Origin of the sequence: Phaeobacter sp. JH20_26, from assembly GCF_048056275.1 — a bacterium.
GTDB classification, from domain to species: domain Bacteria; phylum Pseudomonadota; class Alphaproteobacteria; order Rhodobacterales; family Rhodobacteraceae; genus Phaeobacter; species Phaeobacter bryozoorum.
This window is the reverse complement of sequence record NZ_JAYMWL010000010.1, coordinates 35,135-52,479: the sequence shown is the minus strand read 5'-3', so window position 1 is coordinate 52,479 and position 17,345 is coordinate 35,135. Positions and strand designations below refer to the sequence as shown.

Annotated in this window: 16 protein-coding genes; 8 read left to right on the top strand and 8 right to left on the bottom strand. The window is 58.5% G+C overall.

The window, feature by feature from the left end:
* Positions 1-81: 81 nt before the first annotated feature.
* The 8 genes from VWY60_RS04755 to VWY60_RS04720 form a co-directional block, all read right to left on the bottom strand.
* Positions 82-1,149, bottom strand: a complete 1,068-nt coding sequence (locus VWY60_RS04755; RefSeq protein ID WP_416541556.1) for a 3-hydroxyacyl-CoA dehydrogenase family protein — start codon at positions 1,147-1,149, stop codon at positions 82-84.
* The gene (bktB, locus tag VWY60_RS04750) at positions 1,146-2,336 is read right to left on the bottom strand and encodes a beta-ketothiolase BktB (protein WP_416541555.1); all 1,191 of its coding nucleotides are present in this window, start codon (positions 2,334-2,336) and stop codon (positions 1,146-1,148) included. The genes VWY60_RS04755 and bktB overlap by 4 nt, the downstream gene beginning before the upstream one ends.
* Entirely contained in the window at positions 2,333-2,848 is a 516-nt protein-coding gene (locus VWY60_RS04745) for a rhodanese-like domain-containing protein (protein ID WP_416541554.1), read from the bottom strand. Before VWY60_RS04745 ends, bktB begins: the two co-directional genes overlap by 4 nt.
* Positions 2,845-3,309: a CoA-binding protein gene (locus VWY60_RS04740; RefSeq protein ID WP_416541553.1), complete on the bottom strand. Its 465-nt coding sequence runs from the start codon at positions 3,307-3,309 to the stop codon at positions 2,845-2,847. Before VWY60_RS04740 ends, VWY60_RS04745 begins: the two co-directional genes overlap by 4 nt.
* Before the next feature lie 5 nt (positions 3,310-3,314).
* A complete protein-coding gene (locus VWY60_RS04735) occupies positions 3,315-3,680 on the bottom strand; it encodes a 2Fe-2S iron-sulfur cluster-binding protein (RefSeq protein WP_416541552.1) in 366 nt (121 codons plus the stop codon).
* Between the two features lie 94 nt (positions 3,681-3,774).
* A complete protein-coding gene (locus tag VWY60_RS04730; RefSeq protein WP_416541551.1) occupies positions 3,775-5,124 on the bottom strand; it encodes a selenium-binding family protein in 1,350 nt (449 codons plus the stop codon).
* Positions 5,125-5,127: 3 nt separating this feature from the next.
* Positions 5,128-5,934 carry an enoyl-CoA hydratase gene (locus VWY60_RS04725; protein WP_416541550.1) on the bottom strand — a complete coding sequence of 269 codons (807 nt, stop codon included), beginning with the start codon at positions 5,932-5,934 and terminating at the stop codon, positions 5,128-5,130.
* A gap of 2 nt (positions 5,935-5,936) precedes the next feature.
* Positions 5,937-7,103, bottom strand: a complete 1,167-nt coding sequence (locus tag VWY60_RS04720; RefSeq protein ID WP_416541549.1) for an acyl-CoA dehydrogenase family protein — start codon at positions 7,101-7,103, stop codon at positions 5,937-5,939.
* A 145-nt stretch (positions 7,104-7,248) separates the two neighbouring features.
* On the opposite strand from VWY60_RS04720, the gene VWY60_RS04715 reads away from it, so the two are divergent.
* The 8 genes from VWY60_RS04715 (at position 7,249) to VWY60_RS04680 (ending at position 17,345) form a co-directional block, all read left to right on the top strand.
* The gene (locus VWY60_RS04715) at positions 7,249-8,208 is read left to right on the top strand and encodes a LysR family transcriptional regulator (protein WP_416541548.1); all 960 of its coding nucleotides are present in this window, start codon (positions 7,249-7,251) and stop codon (positions 8,206-8,208) included.
* A gap of 227 nt (positions 8,209-8,435) precedes the next feature.
* Positions 8,436-9,914, top strand: a complete 1,479-nt coding sequence (locus tag VWY60_RS04710; protein ID WP_416541547.1) for an ABC transporter substrate-binding protein — start codon at positions 8,436-8,438, stop codon at positions 9,912-9,914.
* A 75-nt stretch (positions 9,915-9,989) separates the two neighbouring features.
* A complete protein-coding gene (locus tag VWY60_RS04705; RefSeq protein ID WP_416541546.1) occupies positions 9,990-10,946 on the top strand; it encodes an ABC transporter permease in 957 nt (318 codons plus the stop codon).
* A 5-nt stretch (positions 10,947-10,951) separates the two neighbouring features.
* Entirely contained in the window at positions 10,952-11,839 is an 888-nt protein-coding gene (locus VWY60_RS04700; RefSeq protein WP_416541545.1) for an ABC transporter permease, read from the top strand.
* Between the two features lies 1 nt (position 11,840).
* A complete protein-coding gene (locus VWY60_RS04695; RefSeq protein WP_416541544.1) occupies positions 11,841-13,895 on the top strand; it encodes a dipeptide ABC transporter ATP-binding protein in 2,055 nt (684 codons plus the stop codon).
* A gap of 101 nt (positions 13,896-13,996) precedes the next feature.
* Positions 13,997-15,235, top strand: coding sequence for an alpha-hydroxy acid oxidase (locus VWY60_RS04690; RefSeq protein ID WP_416541543.1), 1,239 nt, complete (start codon positions 13,997-13,999; stop codon positions 15,233-15,235).
* 32 nt (positions 15,236-15,267) lie between these two features.
* A complete protein-coding gene (locus VWY60_RS04685; protein ID WP_416541542.1) occupies positions 15,268-16,998 on the top strand; it encodes a thiamine pyrophosphate-binding protein in 1,731 nt (576 codons plus the stop codon).
* Positions 16,998-17,345: a hydroxyisourate hydrolase gene (locus tag VWY60_RS04680; RefSeq protein WP_416541541.1), complete on the top strand. Its 348-nt coding sequence runs from the start codon at positions 16,998-17,000 to the stop codon at positions 17,343-17,345. The genes VWY60_RS04685 and VWY60_RS04680 overlap by 1 nt, the downstream gene beginning before the upstream one ends.

Here is a 17,345-nt window from a genome sequence, read left to right as displayed (position 1 = left end):
TTTCTGGCAAGTGAAATTTGATAATAAGCGTCATCTGCGCATTGCAAAGCGCCAAATGCATCAACAGGAATTGGATAGATTTCAATGCGCCACGCCGTCGCTTCGGCGCACCAGGTCGAAGAGTCGTTTTAACGCGTGCTCATCCAATGTCCTCATCATTTCAACGGGGCCTTTTGCGAAAGCGAAAGCCTTCCGCGCTCCAAGATCAATTGCTTCAGGCTCTGCGATTTCCTCGTTCAGTTCCTCTTGCACGGCCAGAAACACCGCGCCTTTGAGGCGGTCGGAAATTTGCCTGCACGCGGTCTCGGACAGAGGCGTGCCGCAATCGGACAGATCCCAGTATTGGTCACCATCACCGCATCTCTGCAGGCTGACCGCTGGTGCATAGAATGGGCCGAGTGAGGCCAGGCTGCGCACCGCTGCGAGGTTGATTCTGGGTTTGACAATGTTCATGACGAAGAAGGGCCCTACAGGCACGCCAAAAACCTCTTTTGCGACCGCGTCAATCTGGGCGGGCGATCCGAGCCCATCATCCAGGCAACGCGCAGCTTCATTCGTGTAGGGGCAGAAGAACCGGTTGAGGGCAAAGCCATGGTGATCCTTGCATTTGATCGCCTCTTTTTTGCACTGCGTCAGGAAGGGCAAAACTGCGGCCACGGTATCGGGCACGGTGTATTCGGCCCTGATAACTTCGACAACCGGGTTGACCTCGGCGGGGCTGAAGTAGTGCATGCCACAAAGTCGTTCGGGATGCGCCATTTCGGATCCGATATCGGCGACCTTCAGGGCAGAGGTATTGGTGGCGAGGAATGTCGTCGGGGCGACGGCCTGTTCGATCTCGGCAAAGACGGATTGCTTGACATCTAGATCCTCGAACACCGCTTCGATCACCAGATCAGATCCCGCAGCTTCCTGCAGGGCAGTGGAGGTGGCCAGACGGCCCAGGGCAGCAGAGGCCGCTTTCTCGGTCATCTTCTGCTTTTCAACCTGACGGGTCAGGTATTTCCGAACGCGCGCCAGGGCATTGTTCAGTGAAAGCTGAGACGTATCGACCAGGATCACGTCAACACCGCTACAGATGGCCGAGATAGCAATTCCACCCCCCATCGTGCCGGCACCGATAACGGCGATGCGTTTGATATGACTCATCTATCGGCCTCCGGGTTTTCGATGATCATGGCAATTCCTTGCCCTCCGCCGATACACATCGTGGCCAGGCCGTAGTGCCCACCAATACGGCGCAACTCGTAAATCAGCTTGATCAGGATGATTGCGCCGGATGCGCCTATCGGATGGCCAAGCGCGATAGCGCCCCCGTTCGGGTTGGTGATGTCAGGTGGGAACCCCAATTCTGCCGACACGGCACACGCTTGCGCAGCAAATGCTTCGTTTGACTCAATACAGGCCATGTCAGCGATGCGCAGCCCGGCGCGCGTCAACGCGGTGGTGACGGCTGGCACCGGCCCCATGCCCATAACTCTGGGTGCGACGCCACCAAGGGCCGTGGCGCGAATGATCGCCAGTTTAGTTAGCCCTCTTGCGTTTGCATGTTCCTCTGCCGCCAGTACAAGGGCGGCTGCCCCGTCATTGATGCCCGACGCATTACCGGGCGTAACCGAGCCGTCCTTTTTGAATGCGGGGCGCAGCTTTTCGAGATCCGCCAACACCACATCACGGCGGACATGCTCATCAGTATCGAATTTGATGTCCTTGCGGCCCTGTTTGACCCGGATCGGCAAGATCTGATCCTCGAAGCGGCCCGCTTCGACTGCAGCAGATGCGCGCTGGTGGCTTTGCAGAGCAAGCCTATCCTGCATTACGCGGGTGATATCGCTTGCTTGTGCCACGTTTTCAGCCGTCATCCCCATGTGCCCGTTTCCAAACGGGTCGGTCAGGGCGCCGGTCATCATGTCGGTTGCGCTGGTGTCTCCCATCCTGGCGCCAAAGCGTGCCGCGTGCATCATATGCCCGACGCGGCTCATGTTTTCTGCGCCTCCGGTCAGAACCACATTGGCATGGCCCAGCATGATCTGTTCAGCGCCAGAGACCACCGCCTGCAATCCACTGCCGCAAAGCCGGTTCAGTGTGAGCGCAGGCGCGGTCTCGGGCACACCAGAGCCGATTGCAGCGACGCGTGACAGGTACATGTCGCGCGGTTCCGTGTGGATCACATGTCCGAAGACAGACTGTTCCACCGACGAAGGTGCAACGCCTGCGCGTAGGATCGCCTCACGCGCGACCGATGTGGCCAGTTCGCAAGGTGGGGTTTCGGCGAGCGCTCCGCCAAAGCTGCCAATGGCTGTGCGGACGCCTGAACAAATGACTACATCTCTCATGTATCGGTCCTGCTCAGCGGGCCGCCAGCTTTTGTCCAGGCGGCGATGCCGCCGCTGAGGTTGAGGACCGGCGTGAGGCCCATGTCCATCGCCACCTGCGCTGCCATCGCGGATCGTCCGCCGGAGGCGCAGTAGAAGACATAGGTCTTGTCCTGGTTGAATTCCGGCTTGTGGGCGGGGCTTTCCGGGTCGATGTGGAATTCCATCATGCCGCGGGACGAAGCGACGGCGCCGGGGATGCGCCCGGTTTTCGCCTGTTCGGTTCCGTCGCGCAGGTCGACGAAGACATGGGTCTCGCTGGTCACCAGCGGCAGCGCCACTTCGACGCTGATGGCGGGCACGGCGGCCAGCGCCTCCCGGACGATATCCTTTGCGTTTTTCGTGATGGTTTGACCCATTGTCTCATCCTCTCGTTTCAGGAACCGGCGCAGCGTTCCAAGCAACGCCTCCAGTGGCCAGTCGACCGGCATTGCCCCGGCGCAGCAGCAGCCGTGCAGCGGGCGTTCCGTCATATTTTCAGGTCCAGCCTTGGTTTCCAGAAGGGTCGGAACAGCTCGATCTTGGGGCAGCGGTTCATGACGACTTTTAGGCCGGCATTCTCGGCAAGGCGCGCGGCCGCGTCGTCGTAGACGCCGATCTGGCCCCACAGAACCTTGGCGCCGATGGCGATGGCCTGTTCGGCGATGCCGTAAAGCTCTTCCTTGGGGCGGAAGACCTCGACCATGTCGACGGGGCGGTCAATCTCCTGCAAGGAGTGGTAGACCCTGATCCCCCTGATCTCTGTGACCTTCGGGTTGGGGTTGACCGGGATCATGTCATAGCCGGTTTCGTGCAGGACGCGCAGCACCCCATAGCTGAACTTGGTCTTGTCAGCGCTGGCGCCCACCATGGCGATGGATTTCACCGATTTCAGGATCCCGGCCAGATAGGCCGGGTCATAGTCGTAAAGATCGTCGAGGGCGGTTGCGGGCATGGGTTCTAGCCTTCCTTCGGTGTAGCGATATCCGCCTTGAGTTCGTGGGGTTTGAGCGGGTCGAGGAACGGATTGCGGTAGAGCCTGTCATGGCTTTCGACACCGATTTCCAGCGTGATGTCGGATATGGGCCGGGCGACGCAGAGGATCACGTAGCCATTGGCGATCTGCCGGTTGTTGAGGGCAACCTGGCGGCGCTGATCGACCTCGCCCGTGGTCAGCTTGGCCGCACAGGTGATGCAGCCGCCGTATTTGCAGCCATAAGGCAGATCGACCCCCTGATCGCGTAAGGAGTCCAGGAGCGGGCGGCGGGCGTCGACCACGTATGTTGCGTTGTCGCGGTTGGCGATGGTGACAGTATGCGTGGTCATTTTCCAACGCGTCCCGGGTTTGGTCCGGGACCTCCTGTCACCCTCGGGCAGAGGCCCCGGGTCAGGCCCGGGGCGGGGGTTTCCCGTGTCCGCCTCACAGCCAGATATCCGATGTGCAGTCGCCACCGGGATAGCGCATTTCGTGGCAGCGCGCGGGGCCGCCCGGTTCCTGGCCGAAATCGACGATGAACTCCTCGTTGATCTTCATGCCGCCGTTTTCCGGATCGCAGTCGATCATCACCATCACGCCACCCTTTTCGCGGATCTCGGGGTAGAACTGATTGTCCCATGTGGAAAACAGACTGGTGGTCACGTAAAGCCTGCGCCCGTCGAGGCTGAGCTGGAACATCTGCGGCCCGCCCGCCATCGTCACGCCGTTGACCACCGGCGCGCGGCCCAGAAGCCCGCCCATCCAGACCTGACCGGTGAGTTTCGGGTTATGCGGGTCCGAGATATCGTATTGGCGCATGTCGCCGTGCAGCCAGTTGTTGAGATAGAGGTATTTGTCATCCATCGACACCAGAATGGCCGACATCACGCCGGGCACCGGGATCGGCCATTCGGGATGCGGTTCGTTTTCCACATCGATGATCTTTTCCCACTGCCATTTGCCGGCATCGTCCTTCCACCAGTGGATGACGTTGGAACTGAGCGCGGCGCCGCAGAAGCCGTGGGTGCTGTCTGGGTCGTGATGGAACTTGACCTCGAGCGGGATGAGCCCGTCTTCGCCCAGATACATGCTCTCGATCGGCTCGCGTTTCTCGAAATCCCAGAAGTGCAGCTCGCGCCCGTATTTGAGGTGGCCCACCTCTTCCAGATCGAACCCGGGCATGAAGGTGTTAGGGGCGGCCCATTCCGAGCTTACCATCACATTATGACGCGGCTGGTACCAGAAATCATAGCCAAACTTGATGTCGCCCATGGAGTTTTCCCAGCGGCCGACAATCTCGAAATCCTTGTTCAGGTGCAGATAGCCACCGGGCGCCTCGCCCCTGGCGTCGCCGAGGAAGGAGATGATGATCTCGGAGCCCAGGCAATGCACCGTATGCGGGCCGCTGAGGTTAGCCTTGGCCTTTATCTCGGCCCCGTCGACGATCTTGTGCAGCCGCGGCGCGCGCGGGTCGGTGGCGGTGTCGACGATATGCAGGTTGTTCGAGCGCACGCCGGGCAGGATCAGGTATTTGCGCGCCATCGAGCTGTCGTCATGGCAGCTTGAACAGGCATTCCAGCCCATATGGTGCAGCTCATCCCCGATGCCGGGCATTTCCAGCCGGTGAATGACCTGAGAATAGGTCGGGCTCTCGGGGTCCACATCGACCGTCGCCAGATAGTCGGGCTGCTGAATGCCCGTGCCCGTATAGATCGCGATCGTATAGAGCAGCTTCTCGCGCGGGGCCCTGATCGCCTCCGCTGGCGACGCATAGCCCGGTCCGCAACAGTCCATTTCCTATCCTCCCAATGCGCGCCAATGCGGCGGGCGTTTTTCGATAAATGCGCTGATGCCCTCTGCGGCATCCGGTTTCATCATATTGGCGACCATGACCTGCGACGCGTAGCCGTAGGCGTCTTGCAGCGTCATCTCGGCCTGTTTGTAAAAGGCCTCTTTCCCGATCCGCAGGGTTACTGGGGATTTCGAGGCGATCTTTTGGGCCAGGGCGTTAACTTCGGCTGCAAGCACGGCAGGTTCTACAATTTTGTTCAACAATCCAAATTCGGCAGCCTGGCCTGCGGAGATCAAGTCGCCGGTCAACAGCATTTCCATCGCGCGCTTGCGCGACACATTGCGGCTGAGCGCGACCATCGGCGTTGAACAGAAGAGGCCGATATTCACACCAGGTGTGGCAAAACGCGTATCACTTGCCGCAACGGCCAGATCGCAACTTGCGACAAGTTGACAGCCAGCAGCGGTTGCGATGCCATGAACCTGAGCAATCACCGGTTTCGGACAGGTCACGATGGCCTGCATCAGAAGCGAACAGGCGTTCATTGTCTTTTCAAAGAACACCTGCCCTCCATCGTCAAAGGCTCTGGCCGCCGTCAATTCTTTCAGATCATGACCCGCACAAAAGGCGGGCCCGTTGCCTGCAATAACGATGGCATGAATGTTATCATCGGCGCCGAGTGCGTATATTGCACTATGCAACCGTTCCAGCATTGCCATGGACAAGCTGTTACGCGCTCCGGGTCTGTTCATTGTCACCCGCGCAACCTTGTCGGAGGTTTCGCAAAGCAAGATGTCGCTTCCAAATTCCATGATCAGTCCCTCAACAATCCACGCGCGATCACCAGCTTCATGATCTCGTTTGTGCCCGCGTAGATTCGCTCGATCCGGTTGTCGCGATACATCCGCTCAAGCGGGTATTCTGCCATCACCCCATAGCCGCCGAACAGCTGAAGGCAGCGGTCGATGATCTTTCCTTGCAGATCGGTCAGCCAGTATTTCGCCATCGAGGCTTTTTCCGTGCTGAGTTTGCCTTCGAGATGTTCGGCAATGCAGGCGTCAAGGAAGGTTTTGGCAATCGTGGCCTCGGTCGCGCATTCGGCCAGAACGAACTGGGTGTTTTGGAAGTCGGCGAGTTTTTTTCCAAAAGCCGATCGCTCGGCAACGTAATCCAGGGAGACCCGCAGGGCGCGCTCAATCCGCGCCACCGCATAGACGCCGATCAACAGACGTTCCTGCGGAAGTTCCCGCATCATCTGCACAAACCCCTGACCTTCCTCCGTGCCCAGAAGGGCCGAGGCAGGCACGCGCATTTCATCAAAGAAAAGCTCTGATGTGTCGTTCGATTTCATTCCCAGCTTGTCCAGGTTGCGCCCGCGCCGGAACCCTTCCAGCCCGTCGGTCTCGACCAGGAACAGCGAAATACCCCGCCCGCCCGCTTTCGGGTCCGTTTTGGCGGCAACGATGACAAGGTTGGCCAGAGTGCCATTGGTGATGAAGGTCTTGGACCCGGAAATCTTGTAGCCGCTCCCCTCTTTGACTGCTGTGGTCTTGATGTTTTGCAGATCTGATCCGGCGCCAGGTTCGGTCATCGCGATGGCGCCGATCAGATCGCCCGAGATCATGCGCGGGAGGAGGCGCGTTTTCTGATCCTCGGAACCGTAGTGAATGAGATAAGGGATCACGATCGAGTTGTGCAGCCCGCTACCCCAGCCATCAATCCCGGCCAGGTTACCCTGATAGGCGATCACCGCATCATGTGCGAAGCTGCCGCCCAAGCCGCCATATTGTTCAGGCACTTCCGCACCCAGCAAGCCCATTTCACCCGCCTTCAGCCACAAGTCGCGCGGAAAAGATCCTCTCGCTTCCCATGCCTCGTAATGCGGCAAACATTCCCGTTCGTAGAACTGGGCGCAGGCATCTGCCAGCATTGTCAGTTCTTCATCCATCCAGGGTGACGATGGCAAGTCCAGTTGTGGCATTGGGGAACACTCATTGATCCTGTGGTTTGCGGAAAAGCTAGCCAGCCATTGATGGCACAACAAATTCAATTTGATCTGCAATTCATTTGAAAATGAAATGAGTGGCGGGACTTCATAGAAATTCCGGTTGAGTTCGATCTAGCCGGTGCTAATCTTTAGGCGCACGAGAAACGGGGAAAACCGTTTGAATTTACGCCAGCTTGAAGCCTTTCGCGCGACGATGCGGTCGGGGTCGATCACGGAAGCCGCCGAGATGATGCATATCTCTCAGCCCAGTGTCAGCCGGCTGATCTCGGATCTTGAGCGATCCGTGGGCTTTCCACTTTTCTTGCGGGTCGGGCGGGGTCTGACACCAACGGTTGAAGCAAATACATTCTATCACGGCGTCGAGGGCATGTTTATCGGGGTTGACCGGCTACAGAAACTGGCAAACTCAATCCGGACATCCGGTGGCGGGGTTATCTCGATCGGGACCATTCAGTCCGTTTCAACATTTGAATTACCGAAGGCCATAAACACACTTTATCAGCGTTATGATGATATCCGGTTCATGGTACATACGCGAAACACGCCTGCAATTCTGGACGAGATTCAAATGCGCCAGCTGGATCTCGGCATCGTCGGCCGGCAACCGCCTTACGAGGGCGTGGAGACGATGTATCAGGCGGCGGCACCCTATGTCTGCCTGATGCCGGAAGAGCACCCGCTGGTCGGCCAGCCCGGTGCCGTCGATCTGGAAGAACTGGCCGAGACGGAAACCTTTGTCACCTTTGGCGGTGCGTTTCCGGATGACATGATGTCGATCGACAGCACCTTGTCGCAGCGGCTTCAGGAAGCGTCCAGACTGTCGGCAACCAATATGCATGTTGCCGCTGCAATGGTCAGGGAAATCGGTGTGTTTGCCGTTGCCGATCCGTTTACCGCAGAACAGGCTGTGCGTATCGGCGGCGTTGCTTTTCGCCCAATTCAGCAGGATCTGACCTACTATATATCGCTTGTGTCACCGGGGCGGGAACACCTGTCGCGCTATGCTCTTGAGTTGGTCTCTATCCTGTCCGAGCGCCTCTCGAGGCGGGTCGCCGCGGTAGAAAATTTTATGCGCTAAGCAACCTCTCGGCGTCGCCATCTCTCATAGCCAATCTCTACGATAAAATCTGACTCATTTGATTTCAGAATGAGTGGCTAAGCAATTGGTATTTGTTCGGCCTCAAGATCTTCGGAAATACTGAACTGAATAAGCCTGCAAGAAGGCCGGTAATCAGCATTGACCGACCCGGGCAAAAAATCACGTCTCGTTCGAAAGAGACGATAGTCAACCCAAGGGAGGCAGCTATGAAGAAAACGTTTGGACTGACGGTAGCGGCACTGCTTGCCGCTTCTGTCGCAAGCGCCGAGCCAAGCGGAACGTTCCGCCAAGCGCATGAATACGGGTTTGGAGCGCAATCTAGCCTGGACCCGATTTCAAAAGGCCGGGTGTTCCAGATCACCGAGAAAATCATGAACCGGCTGGTGCGGCCTGGGCTGGATGGCAAGCCATCGCCCGATCTTGCCGTCAGCTGGTCGTCGAATGATGATGCGACTGAATGGACGTTCACTCTGCGCGAAGGTGTGTCGTTTCACGATGGCAGCGCCTTTGACGCTGCAGATGTGCTTTATTCACTGAACCGTGTCCTTGATCCGGAGCTGGAATCGCCCGCCCGTTCGGCGGTCAAAATGGTGCAAACGGTCGAGATGATCGACGACATGACCGTGAAACTCAACCTGGATACGCCCTTTGCCGACATGCCGCTGCAACTGATGGATTACCGGTTGCGCATGATCCCGGAAGGTTCTGGCGACGATATTGCAGCCACTGGCATCGGCACCGGCCCGTTCAAAGTTGAAACCTTCGATGCCGAAGGCACCACGGTACTGGTCGCCAACGCCGATTACTGGGAAGGCGAACCCGGTGTCGCTCGGATGGAGGTTATCGGCATTCCGGATGGTCAGGCACGCCTTCAGGCACTTCTGGGTGGCCAGATCGACATGGAACGCGGCATTACCGCACAACAGAAGGTAATGCTGTCCGGCAGTGAAAAGTTCAATGTCCAGGAAATTCCGACCGGCAACTGGCGCGGCCTCGTGTTCCGTACCGATGTCGAGCCTTATAGCGACCCGCGCGTGCGCAAGGCGCTGAGGATGGTGGCAGACAGACAGGCGCTGGTGGATCTGGTCCTGGGGGGCGGAGGTGTTGTTGCCTGTGACGCGCCGGTCGAACCCAACGACCAGTATCGCGCAGATCTTACCTGCGAGCAGGATATCGAGGGGGCCAAGGCGCTGCTGGCCGAAGCGGGCTATCCCGACGGGCTGGAAATTGATGTACATGTCGCCACGCTGGAGCCGACATGGCCCACTTTGGCGGTGGCCTATCAGGCACAGGCCGCCGAGGCAGGTATCCGGGTTAACGTGGTGCAGACGCCAACCGATGGATATTGGAGCCAGGTCTGGATGCAGAAGGATATCTATGCCACTCGCTGGAACGAGCGTCCCGCCGATCAGGTCCTTCATGAGGTCTATCTGAGCACCGCAAAGTGGAACGAATCCTATTTCAAGGATGCCGCCTTCGATCAGATGCTGGCGGACGCCCGGCGCGAACTGGACTTCGAAAAGCGCCGTGCACTCTACGTCGCCGCGCAGGAATACCTGCAGGAAAACGGCGGGACGCTCATCCCTTACCATGTGACCCGCACCGTTGGCGTCGGATCGCGTGTCAAGAACCTGGACAACGTGAAAAACGACGCGGTGCGCTGGCACCTGATCACCGTCGAATAACACAAGTCCACCTCCCAGGTGCTCTGCCTGGCGCTGGTCTAGGCAGGGCATTCCCATTCCACGAGGTCTTTCCCGATGCTGGGCATGCTCTTAAGACGGTTGTTTCTAGGCGGTATCACCGTGGCCATCGTGTCGATGATCATCTTTGCCGGTGTTGAAATCCTGCCCGGCGATGCCTGCACTGCGTTTCTGGAACGCGAGGCTCATGGCAAATTGCTTGAGAATTGCCGCGAAGATCTGGGTCTGAACCGGCCCGCGATCGAGCGCTATCTTGACTGGTCGCTGAATGCTCTACAGGGAGACCTGGGCATTTCAGCCAATGGCAAGGACAGTATCGCTCAGCTGGTCGGCGCTCGTCTTGGGAATTCGCTTTTGCTGGCCTTCTGCGCCCTGGGTGTTGGTGTGCCGTTGGCCATCATTCTGGGGGTCATTGCTGGCCTCACGCGGGACAAGCCGATAGATCTTTTTGTCTCGACATCTGCGATTTTCGCCATGACGATCCCCGAATTTGTGTCCGCCACAGTTCTGATCCTGATCTTCTCGGCCTGGCTGGGCTGGCTGCCGGGGATCGTGCTCGTTTCCGCAAGCGCACCCGCCAGCGCCTTTTTCCCCGAAATCATCCTGCCGGTGATCGTGCTCTCGATGGTCATGACCGCGCATATCCTGCGCATGGTCCGCTCGTCCGTGATCGACGTCATGAGCAGCGACTACATTCAAATGGCCACGCTCAAGGGTGTACCATTCTGGCATATGATCTTTCGGCACGCATTGCCCAATGCGCTACTGCCCGCAATCAATGTCGTTGCTTTGACGATCGCCTGGCTTTTGGGCGGTGTAGTCGTGATCGAGGTCGTTTTCAATTTCCCCGGGCTGGGCCGGATGATGATCGATTCGATCTCTGACCGCGACCTGCCTGTAGTACAGGCGCTCGCGCTGATCGTGGCCTCTGTCTATGTCGGCGTGAACCTGTCAGCTGACATTCTCACCATGATCGCCAACCCGCGCCTGCGTACAATGTATACAAGGAAATAAGTTTCGTGACCGTCACAACCGCAATCCCTCAAAATACCGCCATGGGGCGATTTCGCAGCGTGCTGCGCGATGTGCTCTCGCGCCCGTCCGGCGCGGTCGGTCTGTTTCTGGTTGTCTTTCATGTCGTGCTTGCCCTGACAAGCCCCTACATCGCACCTTATGATTTTAAGGAAATGAATTCGACGATGATGCTGACCGGACCAGAGGCCAGCCACTGGCTGGGAACCGACCATCTGGGCCGCGATGTCTTTAGCCGCACGATCCAGGGCGGGCGCGAAGCGATGCTTGTGACCAGCATCGCGACGCCGGTTGCCGTGCTCTGGGGCGGAATGCTGGGCATTTTTTTCGGGCTGATCGGGGGGCGCACGGATGAAGTCCTGATGCGGGTTGTGGATGCGTTCCTGTCCTTGCCGTGGATCCTGAAAATGCTGGTACTAATTGTGACCTTTGGTACTGGTATCGAGGTCCTGATCCCGACATTGGCGTTTTTTTACGGCATCCCCGTCATCCGCATTGCCCGCGCAGCAACCCACGATGTGGTTGCGCGCGATTTCGTTTCGGCCGCACGCGCGCGTGGCCAGACGCGTTTGACCATCATGCGCAAAGAGATCTTGCCCAACGTTCTGGACAGCCTGATGGTCGAGGGCGCCATGCGCTGGTCCTGGATGCTGCTGGCCTTTTCGTCCCTCTCGTTTCTTGGATTTGGCGTCTCTCCCCCGACCCCCGACTGGGGGCTGATGATCGCAGATGCCCGGGGTTTCATGTCCTTTGCGCCCTGGGGTGTGCTGGGGCCGGTCATCGCGCTCTCTTCGCTCATCATCGGCATCAATCTAACGGCGGACGCGCTCGCAAAGGCACTTGGTATAGACCGCACACAGAAAGCTCCGGTGTAAGATGACACACACTCCTATCATCAAAATCAGCGATCTTTCGATCGGCTTCACCGGCCGTTCCGGGCAAACGCTTCCGGTATTGCGGAATATTGATCTGTCGGTGCGGCCCGGCGAAACCGTGGGATTGGTCGGCGAGAGCGGATCGGGCAAGAGCACATTGGCGCTTGCGGCCATGGGATACCTCAAACGGGGTCTGCGCGTGCTGGGCGGCAACTGCCATTTTGAGGACCGCGACCTGTTCACGCTCAACCGAACCGAACTTGAAGGGTTGCGTGGTGGCAAGCTGGGCCTTGTCCCGCAGAATTCCGGGCAATCTTTGACCCCGACTTTGCGGATTGGCACGCAGTTGACAGAAGCCCTGCGGCTGCACAGCAAAGTTGATCCAACGGCCCACCGTGACCGGGTCCTGCAATTGCTGGCACAGGTACGCCTGCCAGACCCGGAAGCAATTTTCACCCGCTACCCGCATGAGCTATCGGGCGGCCAACAACAACGCGCTGCCATCGCAATGGCCCTGGCCGGAGAACCCGCAGCATTGCTGCTGGACGAACCGACGACCGGACTGGATGTAACAACGCAGGCGCATATCCTGGAATTGTTGCGGGATCTGGCCGCCGACACCGGTATGGCGATGGTTTATGTCAGCCACGATCTGGGTGCCATCGCCCAGGTTTGTGACCGCGTGGTCGTGATGTATGCCGGCGAGGTTGCGCTGGAAGGAACAACCCGGCAGGTGCTGAAGACACCGACCCACCCCTATGCCCGTGGCTTGCTTAGCTCAATCCCCAAACTGAGCGATCCGCATCTGCCGACCGCGCTGCACGGTCGTCCGCCCGCACCTGGGGGTGCCGGAAGCGGTTGTGCCTTCGTCGATCGCTGTGGCATTGCCAGTGACTTGTGCCGAACCGCCCGCCCATCGCTTGACGAGGGGCCCGGCGGGGCCTTGGTCAGATGCCATCACGCCGACCAGTCGCACAAGCTGTCGATGATGTCGGGCGGCAAGGCGTCCAGCGCCGCCGATCCGGATGCGGACCCGGTATTGCGCTTGGGCGATGTCGCGATCCGCTATGATAAACCGGGGCTCTTTGATCGCTGGCGTGGACGTGCCCATGGCAAACCCGCTACCGTGGATGACATTTCAATATCACTCAGGAAGGGCGAAACGCTTGGACTTGTGGGGGAAAGCGGCAGTGGCAAATCAACGATCCTGAAAACCGTTGCGGGGTTGTTGCCCCCTGCAGAAGGTGCACTCGAATTTGGCGATGGTGACGCGCTTCCGCCGGAGGTCGAAAAGCGCGGCTCCGATCACCTGCGTCGCATTCAGCTAATCTTCCAGAACCCAGATGAAAGCCTGAATCCGCGCCACACCATTGCCGAGATACTTGAACAACCGCTGAAGCTTTATTTCGGCCTCACGGGTCAGGCGCTCCATGATCGCAGTGCCGAGTTGCTGGAGCGCGTTCGGCTTGGCGCGCATTATCTTGATCGCTTGCCCAGCCAATTGTCAGGGGGCGAAAAGCAGCGTGTTGCCGTTGCACGTGCCTTTGCGGCCGAGCCGGAGCTGGTGCTTTGTGACGAGGTCACTTCGGCACTGGATGTTTCGGTTCAGGCGGCGGTTCTGGACCTTCTGAATGATCTGAAGCAGGACCAGGGTACGACATATATCTTTGTCTCCCATGATCTTGCAGTCGTGCGCGCCCTGTCGGACCGGGTTGCGGTGCTTTATCAGGGGCGTTTGTGCGAAATTGGCCCGGCAGCGGATGTCTACGCAATGCCATCGCACCCTTACACCGAGGTATTGCTGGGCGCCGTTCTGGAACCGGACCCCGATGTCAGGCCAAAACTGAGCGCCGATGATGTTGTCGAACTGGCTCCGCCCGCGCAGGGATGCCCGTTTCAGCGCCGCTGTCCGCATAAACTCGGAGCGATTTGCCATACTGACACACCCCCCTGGCAGCAAAAAGAAAACAGCCATGCCATCCGTTGTCATATCACTCTGGAACAACTCGAAAAAATGCAGCGCGACGATCTCATGAAAGAGACAATAAGTGCCTAGGTCAGAGCTTCACAAACCGGAAGAACCCCGGCGTCTCATAGCATTTCCAAATGGATGGCGGATCAATTTCGATTGGAGACTGAATCTTCGTTCAGAATACAATGGCCACACGTTGCGCCCTAGCCCTCAAGGATAGACCGATTTCGCAGAATACCGACATAAATCCGTGCCTCAGCAGGCGTATTTTCTCGACGGAGGACGCGAGATTCCTGGCGGCACGGCGGCAGCCGAAAGTCATCTTCGACTTCATCGAAGGTGCTGCCGGAAGAGAAGTGGCAACGTCCCGTAACCAGTCGCGTTTTGACGAAATAACGCTTCAGCCAAGGGTCATGGAAAATGTCGGGGACCGGCGCCTGGGAAAACCATTTCTTGGGCAGAAATTCGACCTTCCTTTCGGGATTGCCCCCATGGGAATGTGTGACTTGTCGTGGCCAGGAGCTGACCGCGCGATCGCCCAAGCGGCTAATATTTTCAATATTCCTGTGTGCTTGTCTTCGGCGGCTTCAAGCTCGATCGAAGACATGCGCGACTGGGCCGGAGAGAATGCCTGGTTCCAGCTCTACGTGGGTGGCCCAGTCGAACAGGCATTCGAGATGGTGGAGCGCGCGCGGGCCGCTGGCTACAACAAACTGATCCTGACCGTGGATGTACCGGAAGTTTCGCGCCGGGTACGGGATCTGAGAAACGGATTTGCCATGCCGTTTCGCATCGGCCCGAAACTATTTTGGGACTTTGCCAGCCATCCTGTGTGGTCCTTGTCCACGCTCTGGAACGGAGTGCCGGAACCGAAGAATTTTGCGTCGGGCAAAAATGGCAACAGATTTGACCGCAGTGCCAGCCGAGCCGGGGCGGATTGGGAATTCCTTGACCGGTTGCGGAACAGATGGGCCGGAAAACTGATCGTTAAGGGTGTCACATCTGCAGAGGATGCCTTGCGCATAAAGCTGATCGGGGTGGACGCGATCCACGTGTCCAACCACGGCGGCCGGCAGTTAGACAGTGCTCCGGCGGCGATTGATCTGCTCCCGGTTATCCGCAACGCTGTGGGGCCGGACTATCCGCTTCTGTTCGACAGCGGCGTCCGCAACGGCGAGGATATTGTCAAGGCGCTGGCGATGGGGGCCGACTTTGTCATGATCGGTCGGCCAATGCTGTATGCACTGGGGGCGGATGGTGCCAGGGGTTTGAACTCCATCATCAAAATCCTTGCCCAAGACGCCAGCTTGACGCTCGCGCAAACCGGCCTGAACGATATTAATGCGGTGTCGGGAAGTATTCTCTACAGCAGCGATCCCGGTAACGGGAATGAACAAGTCCCCCGGATAAAATCAGTAACATAAAACTTCGAAAGCCTGAGGAGGCCAAACCAGCGATGAATGCACAATCAAAAATCAGAGGCGGCGCCATATTGGCGCGCGCATTCAAGGAAAAAGGTGTCGAGCACGCTTTCACCCTTGCGGGCGGCTTCTGCAACCCGGCGCTTGAGGGGTTCATGGAATGCCAGATGCCGGTGATCAATTGCCCGCATGAGCAGGTGGCAGGCCATCTGGCGGACGGTCATACGCGGATCACCCGCAAACCATCGCTCTGTCTGGTCGGGCCGGAAGGGTTTGCCAATGCCGTCCCAGCGATGCTGGAAGCCTGGGGCGAACGCTCGCCCGTGATCTTTGTCACCGGTTCCTCCACTCTCAAACGTCAGGGATCCGGCGGGTTCAAGGAGATCGACGACGTTGCGATCGCAGCACCGCTTTGCAAATACTCCGAACAGATCGTGGATGGAGAACGGATCAGCGAATTTGTCGATCGCGCCTGGACAGCTGCCACAACCGGTTATCCGGGTCCGGTGCATCTGGCGCTGCCTGTGGACATCATGTTTTCATCGTTCGAGGAAGACGCGGGGCGTCAGGAACGCCCGTTCGATCGCTCGGACCGCGCGGTGCCACGTGCCTGGCCTGATCCCACAGCGCTTGCGACCGTTCTGGACACGATCAAAAACGCCAAACGCCCCCTGATCATTGCAGGCCACGGCGTCTGGTGGTCGAGATCAGAAGCGAAGCTCGATGCGGCCGGAACCGCGCTGCGGATGCCGGTCTATAACGTTCCCTATCACACCAAAAACCTGGGCGAGGCCTCGGAATGCTATATGGGGCTTGCGGATTTCCACCAATACCACCCATCGAAACCTGCAATCCATGAGGCCGACGTGGTGGTCATGGTCGGGTGCCGCCTGGACAACCAGATGAATTTCGGCAACCCACCGTTCATTCCTGAACGCACCAAACTGATCTGCGTGAATGGCAGCCATGAGGAGCTGGAATATAACTTCGGCGCCGACATACAGCTTCTGTCGGACCCGGGCGCGTTTCTGGATGCATTGTCCGGTATCGGCAAGACCTGGGGCAACTGGTTTGACCTGCAGATCCAGCGTCGCAAGGACTGGGTGCAGGAATGGAGCGATCATCTGGAAGCCGAAGCCGCAATCGATCTGTCCGAGGGGCGCAAGATGCACCCGCTGCAACTGGGTGTCGATGTTCAGGCCGAAATGAAGGATGGCGACTGGCTGGTCTTTGACGGCGGCAACACCCATTTCTGGAACGAGATCGCCACCAATATCGCCGCCTCCCGCGGTCTGAAACTGGGCGGCATCATGCATCCGGGAAACTACAGCCTGTTGGGTGTCGGTGTGTCCTTTGCACTCTCGGCCAAGAATGTGCATCCGGACAAGACGGTGGTTCTGGTCTCGGGCGACGGGGCCTTCCTGTCAGGTGGCCTGTCAATCGAGGCCTGTTTTCAGGAAAACCGCCCCATTGTCGTTGTCATCGACAACAATGGCGGTCTGGATTGCATCAGCCAGCAGCAGGAAAAACTGTTTTCGAACGGACAGCATTATGCCACCGATTTTCGGGACATTCCATTTCACGCCATGTTCGAAGGCATGGGCGGCCATGGCGAACTGGTTACAAAGCGCGAAGACCTCTCGGGCGCCATCCAACGCGCCATCGCCAGCGGCAAGACTGCCTGCGTCAACGTCAAGGCACGGGGCGTGATCAGCCCGATCGTGGCGGCCACCGCGGACAAGCGCGACAAGGCGTCGATCGAATAATGGCATTGATCAGCTCTCATACTCTGAACGGCACCGACGGCACTCATGCCGGCGGTATCGCAGTGCGCCTGACACGAATGGGCGACGAAACCCCTCTTTTTTCCACCCGGATGGATGACGGCGGGCGCCTGTCGCAAGAGGTCGATCTGTCTGCGGCGGATCAGAACACCATCTACGAACTGACGTTTCAGACCGCGCCCTATTGGGCCGCGCGCGGCCTGCCCCAGGGGGATGAACGGATCATCGGCGAGATCGTGCTGCGGTTTTCAATGCCGGATCCGGGCGGCAAGTACCATATGCCGGTCATCCTCAACCCCAACAGCTACTCTACCTGGGCGTCCAGCTAA

Coding starts and splice junctions, on each gene's coding strand:
- VWY60_RS04755 (WP_416541556.1), bottom strand. CDS start 1,149: ATGAGTCATATCAAACGCATCGCCGTTATCGGTGCCGGCACGATGGGG.
- bktB (WP_416541555.1), bottom strand. CDS start 2,336: ATGAGAGATGTAGTCATTTGTTCAGGCGTCCGCACAGCCATTGGCAGC.
- VWY60_RS04745 (WP_416541554.1), bottom strand. CDS start 2,848: ATGACGGAACGCCCGCTGCACGGCTGCTGCTGCGCCGGGGCAATGCCG.
- VWY60_RS04740 (WP_416541553.1), bottom strand. CDS start 3,309: ATGCCCGCAACCGCCCTCGACGATCTTTACGACTATGACCCGGCCTAT.
- VWY60_RS04735 (WP_416541552.1), bottom strand. CDS start 3,680: ATGACCACGCATACTGTCACCATCGCCAACCGCGACAACGCAACATAC.
- VWY60_RS04730 (WP_416541551.1), bottom strand. CDS start 5,124: ATGGACTGTTGCGGACCGGGCTATGCGTCGCCAGCGGAGGCGATCAGG.
- VWY60_RS04725 (WP_416541550.1), bottom strand. CDS start 5,934: ATGGAATTTGGAAGCGACATCTTGCTTTGCGAAACCTCCGACAAGGTT.
- VWY60_RS04720 (WP_416541549.1), bottom strand. CDS start 7,103: ATGCCACAACTGGACTTGCCATCGTCACCCTGGATGGATGAAGAACTG.
- VWY60_RS04710 (WP_416541547.1), top strand. CDS start 8,436: ATGAAGAAAACGTTTGGACTGACGGTAGCGGCACTGCTTGCCGCTTCT.
- VWY60_RS04705 (WP_416541546.1), top strand. CDS start 9,990: ATGCTGGGCATGCTCTTAAGACGGTTGTTTCTAGGCGGTATCACCGTG.
- VWY60_RS04695 (WP_416541544.1), top strand. CDS start 11,841: ATGACACACACTCCTATCATCAAAATCAGCGATCTTTCGATCGGCTTC.
- VWY60_RS04690 (WP_416541543.1), top strand. CDS start 13,997: ATGGCCACACGTTGCGCCCTAGCCCTCAAGGATAGACCGATTTCGCAG.
- VWY60_RS04685 (WP_416541542.1), top strand. CDS start 15,268: ATGAATGCACAATCAAAAATCAGAGGCGGCGCCATATTGGCGCGCGCA.
- VWY60_RS04680 (WP_416541541.1), top strand. CDS start 16,998: ATGGCATTGATCAGCTCTCATACTCTGAACGGCACCGACGGCACTCAT.